General features: G+C 63.3%; 22 protein-coding genes. 11 read left to right on the top strand and 11 right to left on the bottom strand.

Annotation, left to right across the window (positions count from 1 at the left end):
- Positions 1-24: 24 nt before the first annotated feature.
- Positions 25-582 (bottom strand): hypothetical protein, encoded by a 558-nt coding sequence (locus ABE454_RS09395; RefSeq protein ID WP_346531097.1) that lies wholly within the window; start codon positions 580-582, stop codon positions 25-27.
- Positions 583-1,080: 498 nt separating this feature from the next.
- On the opposite strand from ABE454_RS09395, the gene ABE454_RS09390 reads away from it, so the two are divergent.
- The gene (locus tag ABE454_RS09390; RefSeq protein ID WP_346531096.1) at positions 1,081-1,269 is read left to right on the top strand and encodes a hypothetical protein; all 189 of its coding nucleotides are present in this window, start codon (positions 1,081-1,083) and stop codon (positions 1,267-1,269) included.
- Between the two features lie 355 nt (positions 1,270-1,624).
- Here ABE454_RS09390 and ABE454_RS09385 read toward each other — a convergent pair whose 3' ends face one another.
- On the bottom strand, positions 1,625-2,605 hold the full coding sequence (locus ABE454_RS09385) for a restriction endonuclease (RefSeq protein ID WP_346531230.1): 981 nt from the start codon (positions 2,603-2,605) through the stop codon (positions 1,625-1,627).
- 262 nt (positions 2,606-2,867) lie between these two features.
- On the opposite strand from ABE454_RS09385, the gene ABE454_RS09380 reads away from it, so the two are divergent.
- From ABE454_RS09380 to ABE454_RS09370, 3 genes are all read left to right on the top strand, one after another.
- Positions 2,868-4,067, top strand: a complete 1,200-nt coding sequence (locus ABE454_RS09380) for a hypothetical protein (protein WP_346531095.1) — start codon at positions 2,868-2,870, stop codon at positions 4,065-4,067.
- A gap of 768 nt (positions 4,068-4,835) precedes the next feature.
- Positions 4,836-5,153: a hypothetical protein gene (locus ABE454_RS09375; RefSeq protein WP_346531093.1), complete on the top strand. Its 318-nt coding sequence runs from the start codon at positions 4,836-4,838 to the stop codon at positions 5,151-5,153.
- Between the two features lie 319 nt (positions 5,154-5,472).
- Positions 5,473-6,099, top strand: a complete 627-nt coding sequence (locus tag ABE454_RS09370) for a tyrosine-type recombinase/integrase (RefSeq protein ID WP_346531091.1) — start codon at positions 5,473-5,475, stop codon at positions 6,097-6,099.
- Between the two features lie 656 nt (positions 6,100-6,755).
- Here ABE454_RS09370 and ABE454_RS09365 read toward each other — a convergent pair.
- From ABE454_RS09365 to ABE454_RS09355, 3 genes are all read right to left on the bottom strand, one after another.
- Positions 6,756-7,904, bottom strand: coding sequence for a M23 family metallopeptidase (locus tag ABE454_RS09365; protein ID WP_346531090.1), 1,149 nt, complete (start codon positions 7,902-7,904; stop codon positions 6,756-6,758).
- Between the two features lie 171 nt (positions 7,905-8,075).
- Positions 8,076-8,891 (bottom strand): hypothetical protein, encoded by an 816-nt coding sequence (locus tag ABE454_RS09360; protein ID WP_346531089.1) that lies wholly within the window; start codon positions 8,889-8,891, stop codon positions 8,076-8,078.
- Positions 8,892-9,042: 151 nt separating this feature from the next.
- Positions 9,043-9,942 (bottom strand): LysR family transcriptional regulator ArgP, encoded by a 900-nt coding sequence (locus ABE454_RS09355; RefSeq protein WP_346531087.1) that lies wholly within the window; start codon positions 9,940-9,942, stop codon positions 9,043-9,045.
- Positions 9,943-10,010: 68 nt separating this feature from the next.
- Between ABE454_RS09355 and ABE454_RS09350 the strand changes: the two genes are divergently transcribed.
- The 3 genes from ABE454_RS09350 (at position 10,011) to ABE454_RS09340 (ending at position 11,871) form a co-directional block, all read left to right on the top strand.
- Positions 10,011-10,634, top strand: a complete 624-nt coding sequence (locus tag ABE454_RS09350; protein ID WP_346531086.1) for a LysE/ArgO family amino acid transporter — start codon at positions 10,011-10,013, stop codon at positions 10,632-10,634.
- 26 nt (positions 10,635-10,660) lie between these two features.
- The gene (locus tag ABE454_RS09345; protein WP_346531084.1) at positions 10,661-11,341 is read left to right on the top strand and encodes a B3/B4 domain-containing protein; all 681 of its coding nucleotides are present in this window, start codon (positions 10,661-10,663) and stop codon (positions 11,339-11,341) included.
- Positions 11,342-11,493: 152 nt separating this feature from the next.
- A complete protein-coding gene (locus ABE454_RS09340) occupies positions 11,494-11,871 on the top strand; it encodes a hypothetical protein (protein ID WP_346531082.1) in 378 nt (125 codons plus the stop codon).
- A 144-nt stretch (positions 11,872-12,015) separates the two neighbouring features.
- Here the strand turns inward: ABE454_RS09340 and ABE454_RS09335 are convergent, their stop codons facing one another.
- Positions 12,016-13,725 carry a restriction endonuclease gene (locus ABE454_RS09335; RefSeq protein ID WP_346531081.1) on the bottom strand — a complete coding sequence of 570 codons (1,710 nt, stop codon included), beginning with the start codon at positions 13,723-13,725 and terminating at the stop codon, positions 12,016-12,018.
- A gap of 26 nt (positions 13,726-13,751) precedes the next feature.
- Between ABE454_RS09335 and ABE454_RS09330 the strand changes: the two genes are divergently transcribed.
- The gene (locus tag ABE454_RS09330) at positions 13,752-14,087 is read left to right on the top strand and encodes a MerR family DNA-binding protein (protein WP_346531079.1); all 336 of its coding nucleotides are present in this window, start codon (positions 13,752-13,754) and stop codon (positions 14,085-14,087) included.
- A 75-nt stretch (positions 14,088-14,162) separates the two neighbouring features.
- Here ABE454_RS09330 and ABE454_RS09325 read toward each other — a convergent pair whose 3' ends face one another.
- Entirely contained in the window at positions 14,163-14,474 is a 312-nt protein-coding gene (locus ABE454_RS09325; RefSeq protein WP_200168613.1) for a DUF6471 domain-containing protein, read from the bottom strand.
- Between the two features lie 183 nt (positions 14,475-14,657).
- Here ABE454_RS09325 and ABE454_RS09320 point away from each other — a divergent pair, with 183 nt between their 5' ends.
- Positions 14,658-16,331 carry an IS1595 family transposase gene (locus tag ABE454_RS09320; RefSeq protein WP_346531078.1) on the top strand — a complete coding sequence of 558 codons (1,674 nt, stop codon included), beginning with the start codon at positions 14,658-14,660 and terminating at the stop codon, positions 16,329-16,331.
- Here ABE454_RS09320 and ABE454_RS09315 read toward each other — a convergent pair.
- Positions 16,328-16,831, bottom strand: a complete 504-nt coding sequence (locus tag ABE454_RS09315) for a hypothetical protein (RefSeq protein ID WP_346531077.1) — start codon at positions 16,829-16,831, stop codon at positions 16,328-16,330. The genes ABE454_RS09320 and ABE454_RS09315 overlap by 4 nt on opposite strands.
- Before the next feature lie 187 nt (positions 16,832-17,018).
- On the bottom strand, positions 17,019-17,348 hold the full coding sequence (locus ABE454_RS09310) for a DUF1491 family protein (protein ID WP_076223735.1): 330 nt from the start codon (positions 17,346-17,348) through the stop codon (positions 17,019-17,021).
- 55 nt (positions 17,349-17,403) lie between these two features.
- Between ABE454_RS09310 and ABE454_RS09305 the strand changes: the two genes are divergently transcribed.
- Positions 17,404-18,267 (top strand): hypothetical protein, encoded by an 864-nt coding sequence (locus ABE454_RS09305; protein ID WP_346531075.1) that lies wholly within the window; start codon positions 17,404-17,406, stop codon positions 18,265-18,267.
- Here the strand turns inward: ABE454_RS09305 and ABE454_RS09300 are convergent.
- Entirely contained in the window at positions 18,264-18,704 is a 441-nt protein-coding gene (locus ABE454_RS09300) for a DUF6389 family protein (RefSeq protein WP_346531073.1), read from the bottom strand. The genes ABE454_RS09305 and ABE454_RS09300 overlap by 4 nt on opposite strands.
- A gap of 134 nt (positions 18,705-18,838) precedes the next feature.
- Between ABE454_RS09300 and ABE454_RS09295 the strand changes: the two genes are divergently transcribed.
- The gene (locus ABE454_RS09295) at positions 18,839-19,462 is read left to right on the top strand and encodes a LysE family translocator (protein WP_346531072.1); all 624 of its coding nucleotides are present in this window, start codon (positions 18,839-18,841) and stop codon (positions 19,460-19,462) included.
- Positions 19,463-19,466: 4 nt separating this feature from the next.
- On the opposite strand, the gene ABE454_RS09290 is transcribed toward ABE454_RS09295, so the two are convergent.
- Positions 19,467-21,119, bottom strand: a complete 1,653-nt coding sequence (locus ABE454_RS09290; RefSeq protein ID WP_346531071.1) for a sensor histidine kinase — start codon at positions 21,117-21,119, stop codon at positions 19,467-19,469.
- Between the last annotated feature and the right edge of the window lie 145 nt (positions 21,120-21,264).

The following is a 21,264-nucleotide window of genomic DNA, read 5'->3' as shown; positions in this document are numbered from 1 at the left end:
ACGGTTCTCATGACGTCCTCCGACTCAATGGCAGCAGGTGTTGGTCGCCCATACGGGCGTGGCACCGGAATAGATGACGAGGTTGCCGTCGTTCTGGACCCGCAGGAGGGCTCCGGGATAGCCGCCCGTGCCGCTCGACCAGACGAGTTCATTGGCTGGCCCTCGAATGGCGAGATTGCCATCCGACTGCATGGTCAGGATCGTCGTTTGACCGGTAGTCGTGCTGGTCGCCCACAACGCGCCTGAAGGTCCGTATAAAACTAAGTTCCCATCGGTGTGCTGTACGACCAGCCGAAAACGGCCGTCGAGCGACCAGAGCGACTGCGAGGGCAGAATGGACTCGTTCGACCGCAGTTCGTTCGGCGTGACGTGAGCGACGGCCGTCTCAATGTTTCGCGACGATCGGTTGTCGGCGTCGTCCAATCCATAACGGGAGCGATAGCCGCCGTTCGCCGGCGCGCGGGTCACGGCCTGAACCCGACCATGGACGTCGTAGAAATATGCCTCTGTCTGCTGCGCCTGAACCAACGAGGGCGCGGCGAGCAAAGTGAAGACGGCGGCGACTACGGAACGCTTGAACATTCGGGCCCCTCCAGTTTCATGAATCATGGTTCTCTGGATTGAAAGTCTCGTCAAGGTGGTATCGTAGTTACGATGATGCTTTCGGGTTGTAGTTGACATGGCTGGCCTCCTTGACGACCAGCCTGGACTAAGAAGAACCTGGGGCGAGCCACATGGAACCTACGGCGCACCAATCTCAAGAATTTGCCGGGATTGGCGCGTCACATTGTGATGGCTAGGGCGAATCTACTGGCAAAAAGCAGCGCCCGGCGACGCCAGGCTAGAGCCTATACGCATGCTGGATCACTGCGCGGCGCTAGTCTGAACGATGTATACGGCAGTGCGCTTTAATACCGTTACTGGGTCGATTGATCGATGTCGCACTAACCTCCGGTCAGCACTGAACATTTACGGTGAAGCTTGTAGCTGGGGGGTGTCTATCGTTGCACCTCTCGTCGCTTACTTCGACTAAACCCGGCTATCGCTTTCTGTGCCTGCCCCCGGCCAGCGAGTGAGAAGTTGGAGAAGGCACTGCCGGTCTCATCCGCCATCACGTCGAAGGTCAGCGAAGCATTCGTAAAACTCCTCGCGGCGATCGCGCCGGACGCCTTCCGGCGCACTCCGGAGGTCAGCTCGCAGCGCCACGCTTGCACAATAGTTCTCGGCATTATCCGTCGCGGCGCGTCCGAGCCAGCCAAGGCGCGCTAAACTGCGATATTGAACGACTGAACCTGCCTCAATGCGGCCGTTGGGAACGGCTGCTTTCGTTAGTTGCAGGTAGCAGACTGGAGGCACTTCCAACGATGTCGAACAGGGTCTCCCCGCCGTCGTCGAGATGCAAATTACCGCACGGAACTTGCCAGGAGATGTTCGGGCGAAGACCTCAATTTCGTTTAAAAGCTAGAACACGCCCGTTGATGAGCTCGTAAATCTGTCAACCATGAAGTTGAAGCCCGGCTCGCCTCAAGCGGCCTCGATGCGAGGCGCTATCTCGTGACGCGCGCGCAGACAAGATCGCTTTCAGCGACACCAGTTTCTGATCGCTCGCGCGCATGCCGTCCCTTCAGGGCGTGAGCGTACGAAGGAATTCTTCGACCTGCGCGTCGAGGGCCTCGTAGGGCTCGCCCTCGGCTTCACGGACTTGCAGCATCTCGATCAGTTCCTGATCGGTGACGAAAACGATCATCTTCTGCTGATCGATCCAAGCGCGGCGCCGCTGGGCGAGGGCTGAGTCGGACGGGGGCGCGCGCGACACTAGGATTCCGAACTGCCGCTTGGCCCCTGCCCACAGATATTGCGCAATGGACTCGACCTGCTTCTGTCCGATCGGGTCGACGAAATTCTTGAACTCGCCGACGACGAACCGCGTCGCGAACTCCGCGCGCACCTGCGACCAAGGTGGATTGCTGCTCCGGATGGGGAAGATAGCGTCCATGATATCGAGACCGTCGTCGGTGCGGTTCTGACGGTCGGGAGGCCCGAGATCAGGTTTGAAGATATCGGTGAGAATATCTGCACACCAGACTTCGAACGCCCGCCAGTCGTCGCGTCCGGCGGCGATAGCAGCGATGCGCCGGGTGTAGGCGAAGGATTCGGGAGTCGGAGCCTGTTCGGACGGCAACATCGCCAGTGCCCGAAGCGCGTTCTGGGCCGCCGCACTGTCGCGGATCGCTAGCATGATCTCTGGGTGGGCAGCCAACCGGGTCCGGACGTCATCGCCTGTCCAGACCTCGAGCTCGGGATGGGCTTCGATCTCCTGCAAGGCCTGGGCGGAAATCGTCCCGGAGACGACGATCAATCCCCTCGCTGCCGGAAACTGAATGCGGTAACGCTCGATATCGGACGCGATCTCCCGGACAACCGCGCGAGGGACAGGTTGGCGGTAGTGTTTCACCTCGACATAGACCCGCTCATCTGAGGGACTGGCCAGTTCGAAATCCGGCCCCCGGGTCCCGCGCTCGGCCCGGCGGACCATCTGGAAACCGGTCCGGGCCAGAAGGGCACCGACGACGCCCTCGAACTCCTGGGGCGATAGGAGGGACAGGTCGTTCGTCGCGCCGTCGCGTTCCTGAGAAATGGCGTTGTCCTCCGCTGGGGCCGATAGGGCGGTAAGGTGAGGCCCGCGAGGCAGCTCCAGATCAACCTACGATCCGATGCCATTGAAGCATGTCCGGGCAAAAAGGAAGGCCCCCACTAAGCTCGCGCGATCCTAGCAAAGAATCGAAATTTGCAACTTTACAGAGCGATGGTGGCAGAGCGCTCACTGTTTCTTGGCCTAGCTTTTCCACTCCGATTGCCTCCGCCGAATGTCTGATTTCAGAAGCGGACGCGATGTTGGCTCCTGGCACCATGTCGAGACTTATGATTTACTCAGAATCCACGCGACCCAACACGAAAACGCAATGTCACGACACCTTCCCGGTAAAATTTCCCGCCTAATCGGCGATTTTGCCACCATCTGCGACCTAGTCGGCCTTATTGAGCATGAACTCGAAAAGAGGATCCTTGCTCGCCACGGCTTAGCGAAGCTGGACGCCTTGCTTCAGCTGTTGCCCAGGCTGAAGAACGAAATCCGGCTTGCCCAGTTCGATGGGCAAAGCGGGCCGGTTGCTGAACTGACCAGACTGATTGCACGTCTGCGCCGGGACTACGTCGGCAGCGATATGGAGACTGGGCGTGATGCGGTCACGTCCCATGCATTGAAGCTCGATCTTGAAAGGATCTGCGACACCTGGAAATCGATGGGAGCGACGACGTATGGCGTCCTCCGTGAGGACCTGGCAGAGATCGATGCTGAGTTGAAGCGGCTTTGCAGCACGTATGTGGCTGCACCCACGGGCTTGGTCGACCCAATCTGGCCGCGAGCCTGGGCCCAAACAAACTTACTTGGCCCCGCAGATCAGCCCCGTTTAGCGACGATTTATCCCGGCTTGGCGACCGCTGGAATCGTTAGCCCATTGCCAGCCGGTCACCCGGCCCAAGACGCAGTGATCAGGGCCGTCGGCGTGGCTACGTTCATTCGCCAAGTACGACTCATTTGGGAGGTGGTCGCGCCGGGTTCTATTGTAGACCGACTTCTCTCTGAGATCGCGTTGAACGACCTCTTGGCGCTTTGGGAGTTGCTCTTCAGCCCCAACGTCCGAAACGAGCATGGCGAGGCTGACCAACCCCTGTTGGCGCATTGGAGGGCGGGCGGCTGGAAGGGCGCAGACTGTCTAGAGGCACTTGAGGCTCATCCCCATCCGGAATTGGAGAGGTGGCGAGAGCACAGGAACAAGTTTTCGGCCCACGTCGATCCCGACGAGGATATTTGGAAGGGTGACCTAGGTCATTGGCCGATGAAGCCGCAGGATGTTTTCAACGAGGCGCTACGCGTAGTCGAAGCAGCACGACAGTGTGCGCAGATGGACGTGAGGTCCCACTTTCTGTTCATCCCGCCGTCGAAGCTCGGCGATGATGTCACTGGTCTAGCCGGCCAAGAGGGACGCCATTGGGCGGAGGCGTAAGCCAGAAGCGGGTTATAGGAGCGGACCTTTCCGTCGGCACGGGAGCCTTCGCCCTTATGGGGATTGAGGTGTGAGCCTAAAAGATCAGCCGCGGCCGTGCGACTGGCCTACCTTAGTCGACTGCGCTCGTCGCTTGTCCGCCTCCGTAAGGGGGTCCGGCCTCCGGCGGGATACTGACGGCTGCAATTGGCACCTTCGAGACATCAGCCCACTAGCAGGACGCTCGCACAATAGTTCTCGGCATCATCCGTCGCGGCGCACCAATAGCGACCGACCTTGAGTCTCGCACACTTTACCGTTCAACTTGTCGTAGAGGGCCCGAACCTCCAACATCGGGAAATCCAGGAGGGTTAGGCGATGGATTGGAAACCGCATTGTTACAGGGCCGGCTCGCACCTCGAGGCCGTCGACGATCTACCTGCGGGTGAAGATCTTGAGAAGTTCATTGAGCGGTCCCGACGCTATATCGAACCTTGGTTGTCGGCCCCTACCGGGCGCCGCTCACCGCCAAGGGGCGCTGGCCGATCATGGGCAGCACGCCCGACAATCCGATCCATTTCATTCTCGAGCTGCTCTGGACCCGCTTCTCCTACGCTCATCCCGTCGCGAGCCTGTTTGGCGACGACTTGGAACTCGAGGGCATCTCCGATTTCCTGGAGGCGGTCCCCACGGCGTCGTCGAGCCAGCCTGGTGGGCTGGGGGTGGACCTACCACTTCAGGAACCTCACCAAGGCGCAGCTGGCCAACGGCCCGTCCACGCAGCCTTGGATGCCCGCGGTCCTGGAGGAGGGGCAGTTCCTTGTGGTGAGCGCCTTGTGCCGTGGCGACCTTTCCTTGAGCGACCAGTATCTCATCCAAGCGGCCGACACTGACGGCCAGTCCCTCGACGCCTTCGTTCGGGGTCTTGTCGACACAAGGCTGGTGGCATTGAGAGGAGACGCGCTGACGCTAATCACCACCGAGTGCGGGTGCGTGCTTCTGCCGGACGGCAGGCGCATCGCCGGGGAAAACAACACCGGTCGACTTACCCGCTGGCTCGACAAGTTCATGGCCGAGCGCGCAGAGGAGGCTGGGGCTGCGGAGTGAATAAATGCGCAGAAGACCTCCCATTCGGCGGCGGCCATTAAGGCGGTAGCGGCCTGCATCAAGGCCTGGGCGTTGAAGGGCACGTTGTCGTCGGACAGGATGATGAAGAGGGCCCTCCTATAGGCTCAACCTAGCGCCCCCGATTTGATGCTAACGCTGCAGTCCGAGCGACCGGCCGACGGGAACTGCGGCTTGGCTGTAGAAGCTCTGTAGGTCAGCTGTTCGGCCGCGGGCCAATGTCCGCACCTTGGCGCTGAGGAGATGCTGAGAGCGTAGACTGGCAACTGACACAGGGAGGCGACCTTAATGGAGGTTGGCCATGCGCCAGTCTGACCTGTTCATTCAACCCAAGCGGCCGTGGAATGCCGGCCGTCTCATTGGTCCCAAGGCACCGTTGAAACCGAAGCACGTCTGGGCAATTCGACAGCAGTTGAAGGTCGCCAGGAGAGTGCGTGACCTTGCGATGTTCAACTGCGCCCTGGACTCTAAGCTGCGGGCCTGTGACATAGTTCGGCTCCGGGTTAGCGATGTGGCGCCCAGCGGCGTGCTTCGCCAGCGCTCGATTGTCATCCAGCAGAAGACCGGAAGGCCTGTTCCTTTCGAGATCACGGAGTCTGCGCGCGACGCCGTCGCCGCTTGGCTGTCGATCCGCGGACAGCGAGACGATGACTGGCTGTTTCCGAGCCGCAGCCGACCAGGTCAGCACATTGGCACCCGTCAGTACGCGCGGCTCGTTGATCGTTGGGTTCAGATGATCGACCTGGAACCGCAGGGGTATGGGACCCACAGTCTCAGGCGGACGAAGGTTTCGCTCGTTTACAAGAAGACCGGCAATCTCCGGGCCTGTCAGCTCTTGCTCGGCCATAGGAAGCTGGAGAGCACCGTCAGATACCTCGGCATCGAGGTGGATGATGCCTTGGAGATGTCAGAACAGATCGATCTGTGACTCTCGACCGGGTCCGATAGCGGGCCCGGTCATTGTCGCCTAAGGGTGGAAAGCGGGCCTAATCGGTGTCAACTTTCGGGAATGCGCAACGCTCTGATTGTCATCTTTCTGGTTGCGCTGGCGAGTTGTTCTGAACCATCGCCTGCGCCAGATCTTGAAGCAGCACCCAGCCGGACCGACACCTCCTTTGATGTGGCTTACCAAGTCACGGAAGGCGGTCTTCAGGGCATGTACCTCTTCGCTGATCCAGCGTCGGGTGAAACATGGTCTGAGTACAGAGACGATCGAGAAGCCGTCGCGAAGGGCGGGTTCGGCGACCCTCTTACACTATGCAGTCGAGGCTCGATCAGTTGCTATCGGACAGGGAGTGGACAACCGCTATTGTCGTCACTGCCGCCGCCCGATTTTTTGAACGGCGAGTTCCGCTATTCCGCCCGTCCCAAGACGTATTGGACGTGGCCGTGCAACGAGATTAGCGCCACTTCCGAACGAGGCACGACGACAAGCGTGGTCTGCCCGATTGTGGGCTTGGTGGAGTTTTCCATTCCCACAAACAGCGGCCCTAGTTCGGTTGAGCGTTTTGAACTGAGAAGTTTTAACGGCCTCTTCGCTCAACGCTGAAGGTTCGCAACGGGTCGGAAGCGGACGTCGCCTGCTCAGTTAGTTGCGATGAAATCACCGCTCTGGATTGCGCGATTTTGTTCATCCCCACGGAGATGAACGTCTTCGAAGTTGACCGGAATGCCTGCGCAGATGACTAAATCTTCGTTGTCGCAAACATGAAAATGCAAGTGGGGCTCAGTGGACTGACCAGAGGAGCCAAGGGCGCCGAGAACGTCACCGGCTTTGACCACGTCCCCGACCTTAACGGCGAGACTGCCGGGCTGTAGATGCGCGTAGAACGAAAACTCTGAGCCGCCATGGTCTATGACGACATAGTTTCCGGCCATCCCGTCGCGGGCTGAGGAAGCGAGCGCAGCCTGCCCGGCGGCGTGCCGGACGCTGTAATCCTCGATGCTTTCATCATCGCGTCGCATCGTCTGAGAATGCTCGGGACGTCCGTCGACTGCACGAACCACTTTGCCATCAGCGGCAGCCAAAACGGGCTCTCCATAGGCGTAGTAGTCTTCGAAGTCGGCGCCGCCCGCATTATGGGTGGAGCCGCTAGGCCCAACCCGTACCAGATCAAGCGCGAATTCTTGGAATGGCAACGATCTATGGCCGGTATGGAAACTCGCACCCCATTCGACGTACCATTCGCCTTTCAATGGGAAGGAATACCGGGCGCGGGCAAACCCGCTACGTATCGGGATCGTCGCGCTTACCAACACGTCCTTACCTTCGGAGAGAGCGTAAACGTCGACTCGCAAGGCGTCACGCTCTCTATCGTAAGCGAAGATTTGATTGGCGACGATCAGGCCCTGATTTTGTGCCAGGCGGGGGCCGCTCAGGGAGACCCCCTCTGGAATTATTGTCTCGCCGCAGAACAGGAATGGTGCGGAGGACATGGCCTCCTGAAGCGGCGGTCCGTTACCGCCCCATCGCTTAATCTGCCGCCTGTCCAGGATGCGCGTGTCGATGACCTGACCTTCGTCCAATAAGGACAGGTCAACCCGTTGGATGTCTACGTCATGCGGGCTGCGGTTCACGATAGTGAAGGCCTGGAGCAGAAGGCCCTGCTGACGGCCGTCGGCATCAAGGGGATAGGGGCGCACCTGCGCCTTCGGGCAGAATTGGATCGCGATATCGGACTGACCGACATCCGGATGCCCAGCGAGCAGAACGGCGAAAATCAACGCTTTCATCAAGGCCTCCGAACGTCGCCGTCTATCGATACCGTAAATCTACCCAAAGTTGGTTTGTATCGTAGGCCTCCTGCCTGAAACCGGACCTTGGCCAAGCATCCCGACAGCAGGCGGCCTCGGCTTCAGCTAGAGCGGGAAACGGGCATTTCCCCTGAGATCGCGGAGGTAGATTTAGAATTCTCCTAATCGCGGAAACCAGTCAGCCACGGCAGCCTTTTGAACCCCATGCGAACCAACCCACCATTGGACCGGGTATGGCCAATCATTCTTGTGCCACGGCGTTTGCTCCCGCTTGTCACAAGGCACAAACTGCCGCCGGAAATCAGGTCGTGAGGGATCGATAAGGATCCCAGCGTAGCCTAAGATTCCGATCAGAATCCTGCGCTCCGCGCTGTTCGATGGCAGGACTTTTGCCAGCGCCTTGTCCAGGTCACTCAGTCGCGCAGCGGCTGTCATGGACGCCGCTACCTCGATGATCGATTTGAGGATGGCGAAATCCCTCGGCTCAGGCGACGGGCGTGAGGTCTTTCGAAGCGTGTCGAGATCGAAAGCAATGTAAGTGGGCTGGGTGTGGCGGATTCCGCCCCATTTGATGCGCTCGAAACTCAGGATGTTAAGGTCGAGATCGGTTTTGTCATGGTCATACTCTCCGCAGTAAGCACAGCTCGGACTATTCTGCGCGGACATCCTGTGCTCTCGCAAATGGCGGACTACCGCATAGCTTCCAAGGCCGGAGCGTAGATCCAGACGCCTTGATCCAAGGCTCGCGACGAAGGCGTCGGCAACCTCCGCCTGGCTCAGCGTGCTAGCCGCCTTCAGGGATGTGTGAATGGCTTGTTCGTGGGACAGCCGGACAGGATCAAACATCAGACCTTGTGATCTGGCATAGGTGAAATCATCGGGCGCAACGGCCGGATCTCGTCGCCAACCGCTCGGCGACCAGTACGTATTCAGCAGAATGCTCGAAGCGCGCTTGTCCAAATCCATCCCCGCTTTTCCCGCGCGGTCCGGCGGGACACAAGGTCCTTAACGGGTCGATCGACGACCTTATCGCCAGTCTGAGGAGCAGGCACTAATCGCGGTCACTGAATGTCGCCTTTCGGGACGGTCTGCAATGACCGCTCGTGGCGCATTGACGTCAGGCGGTTTGCAGCCAGTCGGCCGCCCCAGCGCGAACCGCCTTGGTCAGGTCTTCGATCAGGCGTGTGGTGATGCGTAGGTGCTGCCAGAAAAGTGGTACGTCGACGATGATGCCGGGGGCAAGATCGACCAGACGGCCTGACGCGATCAACGGAGCGGCAAGGCGTTCCGGCGTCAGGGACCAGGCGACGCCAGCCAGAGTGAAATCCAGAAACCCCTGGGTGGACGGCACCCAGTGGGTCGACCCTTCGACCGGACTTCCAACGACCTTTTCAGTCCACTGGAGTTGCAGCCTATCACGGGGGCTGAAGCGGAGCACCGGCGCCTCCGTCAGCCGCGCCGTCGTCACGCCGCTCGGGAAATAGCGATCGCGATAGTCCGGCGTCGCGGCGGCCAAGTAGCGAAGCGACCCCAGCGGCAGGGTGCGGCATCCTGCGACGGCCTTTCCCGCTGTGGTCACGGCGGCGATCACCTCGCCTGCGCGCAGGCGCTCTGCGGTGTCGGCCTCGTCGTCGAGCACCAGGGACAGGGTGTTCGGCTGGGCGGCGGCGAAGCGGGCGGCCGCGCCAGGGAACCAGGTGCCGAGGCTGTCGGCGTTGAGGGCGATCTTCAAGGTCGGGCGCGCGCCGCCGAACGCGGCGGCCCAGACGGGATCGCCCGCCATCATGTCGTGCTCCAGAAGAGCCACCTGATCGAAGTGGGCTGCCAGCCGCGCCCCTGCCTCGGTCGGTCGGCACGGCGTCGCGCGAATGACCAAGGGCAGACCTAACCGCTCCTCCAATCCTTTCACGCGCTGGGACACGGCCGAGGGCGTGACCGACAGGGCTTCGGCGGCCGCATCGAAGGAGCCGGTGCGGATGACGGCGGCAAGGGCCGCGAGGGCGGGATAGTCTAACATTAGGATAGCTAATCTAGCATAAGTAGGATTAGTTCGGCTACGATCCCGCGCCATGCGATCAGCACCCCATGATCGTTTCCATTCTTCCGTCCCTGGCGAAGGGTTTCGCACTGTCGGCCAGCCTGATCGTCTCCATCGGCGCCCAGAACATGTTCGTGCTGCGGCAGGGGCTGCGGCGCGAATATGTCCTGCCGGTCGTCCTGTTCTGCGCCGTGGCGGATTCCGTTCTCGTCATCGCCGGCGTGAATGGTCTAGGCCGGTTGCTGGCGGCGGTTCCCGGTCTATCGGCGGCGTTGAGCCTCGTCGGCGCCGCCTTCCTGACCTGGTACGCCGTAGGGGCCTTTCGGCGGGCAATGCGCTCGGAGGCTCTGGTCGTTCAGGACGGCGCAGGTCTGTCGCTCGGGGCGGCGCTGGCGGCCACCGCCGCCTTCACCCTGCTGAACCCGCATGTCTATATCGACACCGTCATGTTGATGGGGGCCGTCGGGTCCAGCCTGCCCGAGAGCCAGCGCCTGTTTTTCATCATCGGCGCCTCGACCTTCGCCGCTGTCTGGTTCGCGTCCATCGGCTTTGGCGCGCGCTTTCTGGCGCCGCTCTTCGCACGCCCGCTCGCCTGGCGCGTGCTGGATGTCGTCACGGGCCTGATGATGACCGTCATCGCCGTGGTCCTGGTGCGCGGCGTCTTCGCCTGACGCCATTTCAGAACATCGAGGTCACCATGAATCCGCCCGTCATCACCCCGGAAATCTACGCCCTGCGCCCGGACTTCGCGGCGCTCAGCATCCTTGTCACTTGTGCGCGCAATGGGCCGAGCGATCCGTATGGCGCAGAACAGTTGCAGCTAGCGTGTGAGGCGCAGGAGCCTGAGTGGGCTGAGGCGCATCTGGACGCCTGGCGGGACGCCTACCGCGCCTTCGGCGCCAAGCCGCAGCGGTCGCCATGCTCGGTTGAGGCCTTGCGTAAGCGGGCGCAGCGGGATGGGACCCTGCCGCCGGTGAACGCCGTCGTCGATCTCTACAATGCGATCAGCCTTCGGTACGCCCTTCCGATCGGCGGCGAGGATGCGGACGCCTACGCCGGGACGCCCAGGCTGGTCGTCGCCCAGGGCGGCGAGGCCTTCGACACGGCCCAGAACGGCGAACCGAAGACCGAGATGATTGATCCCGGCGAGGTCATCTGGCGCGATGATCACGGTGCGACCTGCCGGCGATGGAACTGGCGGCAGGGGGTACGGACGCGGATCACCGACGACAGCACCGCCATGTGGTTCATCCTTGAGCGCCTGGACCCCATGCCGATACCCGCCCTGCTGCAGGCGGGCGACGACCTGATCGCTGGGTTGAAGCGTCTCAGTCCGTCGCTGCAGGCGAGCAGTTTTCTCCTTCAACGCGCAGACTGACCGACCGTCCGTCACAGACTGAAGCCAAGCCTGATTTGAGTCGACCGCTGCGTCGGGCCTCACTGGGGCGATATTCTGGAGCAGAAGCATGGCGCTGTTTTCGGGCCTTTCAGCCTTTCCCATCACCCCGATGACGCCCGAAGGCGAGGTCATTGCGCCTGACCTGCAGCGGTTGGCCCGGCGCATCGAGGTGGGCGGCGCCGAGCCTGTCCGTCGGCTACAGCGGCGACTGGGGCTGCAAGGCAGCGCTGCTGGCGGGCGCCGACTGCTGGTACAGCGTGGCTGGCGGGCTGTTTCCTGAACAAGCCGCCGCGCTCGCGGCGGCGGCTGTCAGAGGCGATCGCGAGGAAGCGGACCGATGCGACGCCGCCTTCGCCGGCATGTGGAACCTGTTCCGCGCCCACGGCAGTCTTCGACTGATATACGCGGTAGCGAACATGCTGGGGCTGACCGAGACCCAGCCGCCGAAGCCGCTTTTGGGGCCCGATGCGATGCTGAAGGCCAGTCTCCTGAAGGCGTTGCCGCGCTAGGACTACAGGGAGCATCCAATATCCGCCTTCGGCCAGGGCTCTATCCGTTCGGCGTTCAATCAAATCGCACCAATTCGATCAGGCCTTTTCGTCCTTCCAGTTGTCATCAACAGGGGCGGCTGCTTAGCAGGGTGTTGCCGCGCCTCAGGACGCCGCCTGTCTGGCTTCGCGAAGGTCGATCCGGGCGCGGCGGCCGTGCTTGTCCATCAGGTGCAGGAGGTTGGCCCCGTTCAGCAGGGTGAGAGGCTTGCCGTTGGCGAACTGATAGGCGTCGGGCCCATAGTCCGCGGTCGTGACTAGAATCCCCTTGGAGGCGCCTTCGTTCATGACCGTGCCATAGAGATCGCGCACCGCCGCGACGCCGACCGTGCGGGTATAGCGTTTGGCCTGGATAACGATCTTGCCGCCGCTGATGGGGTCGGGATCGAAGGCGACGGCGTCCACGCCGCCGTCGCTGCTGGAGCGCGTGACCTTGACCTCGCCGCCGCGCGAGCGGAATTCCTCCTCGAAGAGTTCGCGGACCAGATGCTCGAAGTCCTCCCACGACATGCTGGCGAGGTTCGTGCCTTCATCAAGGGTCTGCGCGACGTCCCGGCCCTCGATGAAGCGACGGTCTTCGCGGTCCATCTCCATGACAGGCGGCACGGCGGTCAGCGAGGCCAGGCTGGCCGCGGATACGCCCTTGAGGCTCTTGAAGCAGGCCTTGGGATCGACACGGGCGAGATCGATCGCCTCGAGGCTGGCGCGATCGACCAGGACCGACAGCAGGCAGGCGCGGGCTTCCTGACCGGTGCGGGGGTCGACGTACTCGACCTGGCCGTTGAAGAGGATGCGATCGATATTGTGGTCGACGTCCGCTTCGAACAGCTCGTGCAGCGTGCGCAGGCAGATCTGATAGGCGACGCTTTCGAAATTGCCCTTGCGATCGCGTTCGGAGATCAGGGTCTCCTTCATTTCTCCGGTGGCCTTGACGAACCGCACGTTTTTCACGCCCGGCAGGGCGTCCGGCGCGGGCAGATCGTAGCTGACGAGCAGCAGGCGATCCTCAGGCCGGTACTGGACTTCGTAGGACTTCTCGAAAAGACCGTCGTAGTCGGAGGCCTCCAGAACGAGGCTGGCGTGTTCGACCACCGCTTCGGGGTCGCCCGCTGACACCGACATGCGCAGGGCGTCGACCTTGGCGTTGGCTTCGGCCTGTTCGGCGAGGAAGGCGTTGTTGGCGACCTCGTGCTCGTCCCAGAAGTCCTTCTCGGCCTTCTGCCAGTGACCGACCTCGGCGGCGTGGCGGGCGCGGCCGAGCGCTTCCTGGGCCTCCCAGGCGGCCACAGCTTCGCGATGCTTGCCGGCTGCCTCTTCGCGGATGCGCTCTGCCTTGCCGATCAAACGGCTCCAGAAAGAGATGGTCGGCGCCGTGAAGGTCGGGGCGGGGAAAGGGGTGAAGACGGGCTTGGCCTGCGGGAAGCGCAGAGGCATGGGATAGGCGCTACGGTCCTTCAGCGCCTCCCAGTCGACAGCGTCATTGACCGAGAGAGTGTGGGCCAGGATGAGGCCCAGGCTGTCGAGCCGCTGAAGGGCGTCCGCCGTCATCTCGTCCGCCGACTCCTTGCCGGACTGCAGCAGGGCCTTGATCTGATGCTGCTCCCACTTCTCGTCCCAGGCGGCGAGGAGGGCGTCGACCTTGCTCTGGAGAATGAACCTCTCCGGCGCGCTGAGCTCCCGATGCAGGTTCATCTTCGAATGGCGCAGGTCGATGTAGTAGCGAAGGATCCGCGTGCCGGCGGCGTTCCAGCGCGCGGTGAGGGGACCGGCGACGAGATTATCGAGGTTGGATGATCTAAGAACGAGGTCCGCCACAAATCCCCCTGGAAGAACGCGAATCAATGAAAGCCGTGCGTTGGGACATGTACCCCTCGCCTACTCAGGCGCAACCCTGGATATTCCACGTCAGGAGGGGCGCGTACGCAGGGTGCCGCGTCCGCGATCTGCACTTCGCCATCGAACAGGTGCGCGATCTGCTGGCCTTGGCGGACCGCCGCGATCAGTCGTGCGCCACAGTGGACGAACTGACGCGCGCGCATCTGACCGAGGTCGAGCGCAAGATCGCCGACCTAGAGGGCCCGCGTCGTGGAACCGACAACCTGCTGTCGCGATGCTGGCAGGGCACAATCTCGACCTGTCTGATCATCGAGGCCCTGGGGCCAGCGCAGGCCGAATAGATGTTGGCTTTCAGGAGAGGCTGCGAAGCAGGACCGGAAAGGTCCTCCATCGTGAGATGATCAAGCGCTACGGCTTTATCTTTGATGAAACAGCTCAGAGGGCGGCTGAACCACATAGCTGACGTCAGGCCGGAACGCGATTAGATCGAGGCCTATGGCTTTGGTGGCCTGAAGCGCAAAAACAAAAGAGAAGGACCCGCGACTGATCTTGTTTCGGATGCTGGCTTCGCTCTCATCTACACCCAGAGCGGCTAGGCGATCGGACAGTTCTGCGTACGTCAAATTCTGTCGCTTCAATTCCGCTTTCAACATGCCCTTGGCGAGATCGCGCCATTGAGCGTCGGTCAATGGAGTGTTGGACGAGGGCGTCAGCGTCTGAACCGGCATGTCGGTAGCCTAGTCAATCCTCATCATCTGACAAGACAAACCACCTCTAAACGCATCGAAAATGCGACTTTTGCGCCACATGTCAGAGGTTGATATCGCATATATGCGATAAAAGTCTTGACCGGCACCATCATCGAGAAGCTACAAAATCGCACATATGCGACTTTTGTAGCGGGAAGGTGATTGTCTCAGGCGGTGTCGGAGATTGGCCAGGCGAAAGCCTTGACGCCGTTCAACGCGCCGCGCGACCCCGTGGCGGCGCGAGAACTGTTCGTGCGGATGCGCTTTTCCGATACGAATGGCCGTCCCGCGTGCCCCAAATGCAGCTGCGATGCAGTATATACGTTCAAGACCCGCGATCTCTATAAGTGCAAGAGGTGCAGTCACCAGTTCTCACCGACGTCTGGAACGTTCTGGGCGTACAGAAAACTTCCGTACGATAAAATCATCTTCATGATTGCGCGCTTTTGTGAAGAGGCAGACGGTCTCAGCGCGACAAGTATGGCCGACTGCATGGGAGTACATTACAAGACAGTTTTCACATGGTTTCACAAGTTCCGTGATGCGATTTCTAAGTTTGCCCAGTCACGTATCCTGACGGGCGAGGTCGAGATCGACGGTGGAGAATTCGGTGGCTTCATCCGTCCGAAGAACCTGAAAAAGGAACGGGAAGACCATCGGAAATTTCCCTACCGGGCTGCTGATAGAACGATGCACGCCGTTGTCTGTAAGTCCCGTGACGGCCCTATCCTGACTTGGGTGGCAAAACACGAAAGCCATCCGCGCACCCAAATCGAAAAAGTGCTTGCGAACGACGCCGTCTTGTTCACTGACAAGGCAGCCAGCTGGAATCGATTTCGCGGGAAATGGAAGCTGTTCCAAGTGAACCATTCCGTCTCCTACGCGACACCGGAGGCCTGCACGAATGGCGCTGAAAGCCTGATCCGAACGATCCGGTCCGCCGAGAACAATTACCGTCATATCACCCAGAACTACTTCGATTTTTACACGGCCGAGGCCGGATGGCGCGTCGAGTTTGGCCGGGCGAAGGGGAAGAAGAAACAGCGTGCGGGCAGTCTGATGTCGGCTATGAGCCGACCTGGGCGGTCAGAGTTGGCTGGCTACTTTCAGGGACGAAAGCGACTGTGCTCCTATGTCACCAAAGAAGGTGACATTGCAGGATGGCGCCCTCCTACGCGCGAGGAGCGGGACAACGCCAGGCTGGCAAATGGAAAGCAGGTTCACAGCGGGCCTCTGCGCTCGTCTCGCAATAGCAAGAACTGGCAAGACGACTTCCACTTCATCGATGCAGCCACTTTTATCGAGACGCCTGCGACCGTTCCGGATCGACCCGGAGTGTACGTGGTCCTGTTGAAGGACACAGAACGGATGCTCAGCCAAATTGGCTTCATAGAGAGCCCTGGGCGCCCTCTTTGGACGCGCGGCGGCTGCCAACATGTTTATACGGGTGAGACCTACGGCCTTCGAACTCGTCTGACCGAGCACATGACCGGCAGTTCAGAAGGCACCAGTTTGCGACAATCGCTGCTCGCATTGCACTTCGCCAAGGCCTGGGGCAGCGCGGACTTTGTTGTGACTGACGATCGTGGGCGGACCGAGGATAGCCTTTCTGAGTGGCTGAAGCGCGAGGTCGTGATCGGCTATAAACAAAGCGCCTACGTGCGCGACTATGAGGCTGACATTCTCAGTTGGACCGCCAGTCCGTTGAATATCGCGCGGCGCGTCGCCACTCCCTCGGCTACCGAACTGAAGGCGTTGCGTGAACGACTTCGGAACGAGGTGATCGCGCGCTGGGAGCCTCTGCCGACGCGTACGTTGAAGCGAGTGCGCCACTAATCTATGTGCGCGATGAACTGATCCGGTTTGCCGGGAATCCGACGGACGAAGGGCTGGTATGTCTTCTTGATCTGGTTGTTGACGGCCGTGTGATACTTTTGACGGAGATCGACGGTATCGAGAACGAAACCGTTCTTGTCCGCTATCAGGTCCACAATTTCGGCGATGGTAAGCGGTCCAGATGCCTCTCTTAAGATATCCATCGCCGCGCCGCCGATACCCTCAGGCGGCAAGCCGGTGTTGGCTGCACGCGGCCTAATCGGCTTCACCGTCGTGTCATCCCACTCCGGCTCGAACATGCGGATCACGTAGGCGATGTGAGGCAAGCCTTCGTGGATTTGTTGCCGCCTAGCCTCTCTCTGAGGCGCCTCGGCTAGAAACCGGTCCCTATCCGGCTTGAGGCGCGTTTCATACTTCGGTGGCTTCTCAATACGCTGCAGTTCACCCAGCAGCTTCGCGTACTCGCTGATCAGCGCTTTCTTCAGCCATTGTTCCTTCATGGTGCTCGTCGCTAGGCCCGATGAAGGGTCCGCTCAAGCTGAAAATGGCTGTGTCAAAACTTCAGACCGCCCCATAGATGCGACCTCCAAGACGGTGCCCTTATCTGTTTTGGGCTTTAGGTGTGTTTGCTACCCAATGCCGCTCTCCGAGCCTCAAGCCCTCTCCCATCGGGAGAGGGTTGAACGATCAGCCCTGTGTTTTTTCGGTCAGGAAATGCCGTCCCTGCCGGTCCTCGATCTCGATGATCCAGAGGTCGGGGTCGTAGCGGCGCTGGCGGTCCAGATAGGCGTCCAGTTCGCTCTCGAACTCGCTGGCGACGGGCTGGATCCATAAGGGCTCGCCGTCCTGGCCGGTCGCCTCGGTCCACAGGCGGGCGGTGCGGGCAGCGGTGTCATAGGCCTTGACGATGACGGCCCCGGCGCGGGCGTCGCCCTTCTTCACCACCACGGCGTTGGCGCCCTCAAGCTCGGCGCGGCGGATCAGGGCGCCGACCCAGACGTCAGTGGAAAGAAGCAATTGGTTCACCCTGTTTGGACACGGACCCGGAACCGGCGGCGGCTAGGGTGGAGCCATGAAGATAGCGCCGTCGCCCCGCATAGTCAGCAGAACGCTGGCCGCGATCGTCGCCCTGACCCTCGCGGCGGGGACGGCGACCGCTGCTGGCGACGTCTATTATGAGCGCGCCTTCGTGCGGGCGGCGCAGGACAAGTGCCGCCTGTTCGAGCCGCGCCTGACCCAGGCGCTGGAGGCGGCGACCCTTCAGGCGCGCGGCGCGGCCCTGCGCGCCGGACGCCCGGCGACCGAACTGGCCGCCACGGCCGCGCGGGCCACGGCGCGGGCCGAGGCCACTCCCTGCAACGACGCCGAGCTGAATCAGGTCAAGACGCGGGTGCGCCACGCCTTCGCCGGCTGGTCGCGGGCGGCGCGGATCAACTTCCCCGGCGACAAGGCCGACTGGAGCGCCGACCGTTTCGAGAGCGCCCGCGACGGCTGGCGCCTGTTTCAGGACGGGGCGACCGGCGCCTCGCCCGTGCGGTTCGGCCTGACTGGCCGGGCGCCGCAGGACGCGCATCCGGCGGCGGTCGTCTCCTTCGTCGGCAAGCCCCGACCCTATGCCGCGCGCATCGTCATGCGCGATGCGGCGCGCTCGCCCCGGCCGTGGCTGGCGGGGGACGGCCTGCCGCCCGAGGCTGCGCGCCGGGCCGTCTTCGCCGCCGGGTCCGATCTGGCGCCGCGCGACCTTCTGGCGTCCGGGGCGCGGGCGGGCGAGGTCTGGCGCTTTCCCGACAGCGCGGCCGAGGCTCTGGCGGCGCTGGACCCGCGCGAGCCCTTTCTGATCGAGTTCCTGTTCCGCGACGACAGCGTGGCGACCGCCCGGTTCGAGGCGGGCGACTTCGCCGCCGCCCGCGCCTTTCTGGCGATGGGGCCGGTCTAGGGCTCCAGCCGACGCGGGGTAGAGGGGCCGTAATCCTCGTCGCCGTAGATCATGACGGGGACGGGCGCGCGTCCGGCGCGGGGCCACAGGGCCTCGATCCAGTCGGCGGCCGTATCGACGATGGCGTCCTGAACGCTGAAGCCGGGATCGCGTCCGAACATGGGCAGGTCGGGCTCGAAGCCTTCCTCGCCGTGGATGACCTCGAACAGGGTGCGGTGCGGCTCGATCGCCTTGTTCAGAACGTAGAGGTCGGGACCGTCCAGACTGACGTGGACGCTGAAGGCGCCTTCGCCGTCCTGATCGGGAAAGACGACGACGTGGATTTCGCGCGCCGCCTCGGGCAGGGCGGTCAGCAGGGCGCCGATACGCTCCAGCGCCGGGCCGTCGTGGGCGTCGAGCGTGGCGCGCAGGGCGGTGCGATAGGCGGTTTCGTCCATGAGCATCCTCGTTGGGCCGGAGGCGTCTTTCCTATGCCGGGCGCGGCGCCGCCGTCCAGTTTGGCGGTTGCGGCAGGGGCGGGCGGCGTGTTCCAGTGCCGGCTGTTTCGCCACAGTATCCCAGCGCCTCGCCCATGTTTGATCCCACCCTGTTCGCCGCCTTTCTGGTCGCCATCACCCTGCTGACCATCACGCCGGGGGTGGACACCGCCATGGTGCTGAGATCGGCGGCGGCCGAGGGCGGGCGTTCGGCCGTCTTCGCCGGGGCGGGCATCCTGCTGGGCTGTCTGGTCTGGGGCGCGGCGGTGTCGCTGGGATTCGGGGCGCTGCTGCGGGTGTCGGAGCTGGCCTATACGGTGGTGAAGTGGGCGGGGGCGGCCTATCTGGTCTGGCTGGGCGCGCAGATGCTGTTCAAGCCGCGCAGGAGCCTGGGCGAGGCGGGCGCCGCCTTGCCGCCCAGCGGTCCGGTCGCCTTTCGGCGCGGCCTGCTGACCAATCTGCTGAACCCCAAGGTCGGCGTCTTCTACGTGACCTTCCTGCCCCAGTTCGTGCCGCACGGGGCCAACGTCGCGGCCTTCACCTTCTTTCTGGTCGGGGTGCATGTGGCGCTGACCATCGTCTGGTTCGCAGGGCTGATTCTGGCGACGGCGCCGCTGGGCCGGTTCCTGCGCCGTCCGGCCGTGGTGCGGACGATGGACCGGGTGGTGGGCGTGGTCTTCATCGGCTTCGGGCTGAAGCTGGCCGCCTCGAAGGTCTGAGGCGTCAGGCGTCCAGCGTCTCAAGCGGCAGGCGCACCGTCGCCGCTGTGCCGACGCCCGGGGTGCTGTCCAGCGTCAGCGTCCCGCCGTGCAGTCCGGCCAGGGCGCGGACCAGCGCCAGCCCCAGCCCCGACCCCTGCGCCCGCTGTTCGGCGTCGCCCGCCTGCTCATAGGGGCGGCCCAGACGGGCCAGATCCTCGGCCGGGATGCCGACGCCGGTGTCGGCCACCGTCACCTCCAGCGCGTCGTCGGCCGCCTGCACCGAGACGGTGACGGTTCCGCCGGACGGGGTGAACTTCACCGCATTGGCCAGCAGGTTCAGCGTCATCTGCTTAAGCGCGCGGCGGTCGGCGCGGACGCTCAGGGCCTCGGGCGGCAGGACGGCGGCCAGTTCGACGCCCTTGTCGTCGGCCTGAATGCGCACCAGCGCCAGCGCCGCCAGCACCGGCTCGCGCGCGTCGAAACGCTCCAGCGACAGTTGATAGCGGTCGGCCTCGATGCGGCTGACGTCCAGCACGTCGTTGATCAGGTCCAGCAGATGCCCGCCCGCCTCATGGATCGAGCGGGCGTAGTCGGCGTAGCGCGGCGGGACGGGGCCGAACAGCTCCTGCCGCATGGCGTCCGAGAAGCCGATGACGGCGTTCAGGGGCGTGCGCAGCTCATGGCTCATATGGGCCAGAAAACGGGTCTTGCCGGCGCTCTGGGCCTCGGCCTCGGCGCGGGCGGCGTCCAGTTCGGCCTCGCGCGCGTGTTGCAGGGTGGCGTCCAGCGCCTGAACGATCAGGCGCGACCCGTCGGCCGTCCCGGGGCCGTCCAGCCTGCGCGCGACCAGCAGGATGCGCCGGTCCAGCGCCAGACGCGGGGTGAAGCGGACCTGCGCCTCGGCGCCGTTGCGGGCGCGCGTCAGGGCGGTCAGGACGGCGGCGTGGTCGGCCTCGTCCACCGCCGCCAGCAGGCCTTCGCCGAACAGAAGGTCGACGGGCAGGGCGGCGGGCGCCGCGCCATAGGCGGCCCGGGCGCGATAGCCGGGCGCCGCGCCGTCTGCATCCAGCAGCAGCGTCAGGCCGGGCTGTCCGGCCAGCAAAGTCTCTATGCCTGCGACATCGACCTGCGCCGCGTTCAGCCGCCGCGCCGCGCGCCGCGCGCCCAGCATCAGGGCGAGACAGGCCGCCGCTGCACTGGCCAGCATGGAGACGCCGGCGGTCAGGGGCGCGGATGCGGGCGGGCCCAGCAGCCAGCCGGACAACAGGCCCGCCGCCGCCGCGCCGACGACGGCGACGGCCGAAACCTGCACCCGGCGCCGTCCGCCCAGCGCCAGACCGGCGGCCAGCGGCGCAAAGATGAAGCCGGGCAGGGGGCCGCCCGCGCCGCCGCTGAGCGTCGCCGCCGTCAGGGCCGACAGCGCCCACATCACCATCAGGGCCGAGCGCGCCTCATCGTCGTCGCGCCGCAGCAGCGCCAGTCCCGCCAGCCCCGGCGCCGCCATGACCGCCAGCGCCAGCAACAGGCCGCCGCCCGCGCTGAAGGCGGCCGTCAGGGCGGTCGCGCCGACCGCCGCCGCCCAGGCCGCGTGCCATGCGGCCACGGCGGCGCCGTCCCCGGCGTCGTGGGCCTCGGGGCGGCGGATGGGGTCAAGCAGGGCGGCGCGAGGCTTCAAGGCTGCCTGTTCGGCAAGGGGTGGATCGGAGACTTCAATCTAGGCTGCGTCGCCCGTCCGCCCTAGACCGCTCGCCTGTGAGGGGAGTGCGGGGGGCGTGTGGGGCGAGCGTGGGGCCTTGCGCGGCGGCGGTTGTGATCGCGGC

The organism is Brevundimonas diminuta (assembly GCF_039673845.1).
In the GTDB taxonomy this organism is placed as follows: Bacteria; Pseudomonadota; Alphaproteobacteria; order Caulobacterales; family Caulobacteraceae; genus Brevundimonas; species Brevundimonas diminuta_E.
This window is presented reverse-complemented; position numbering and strand designations above follow the sequence as displayed.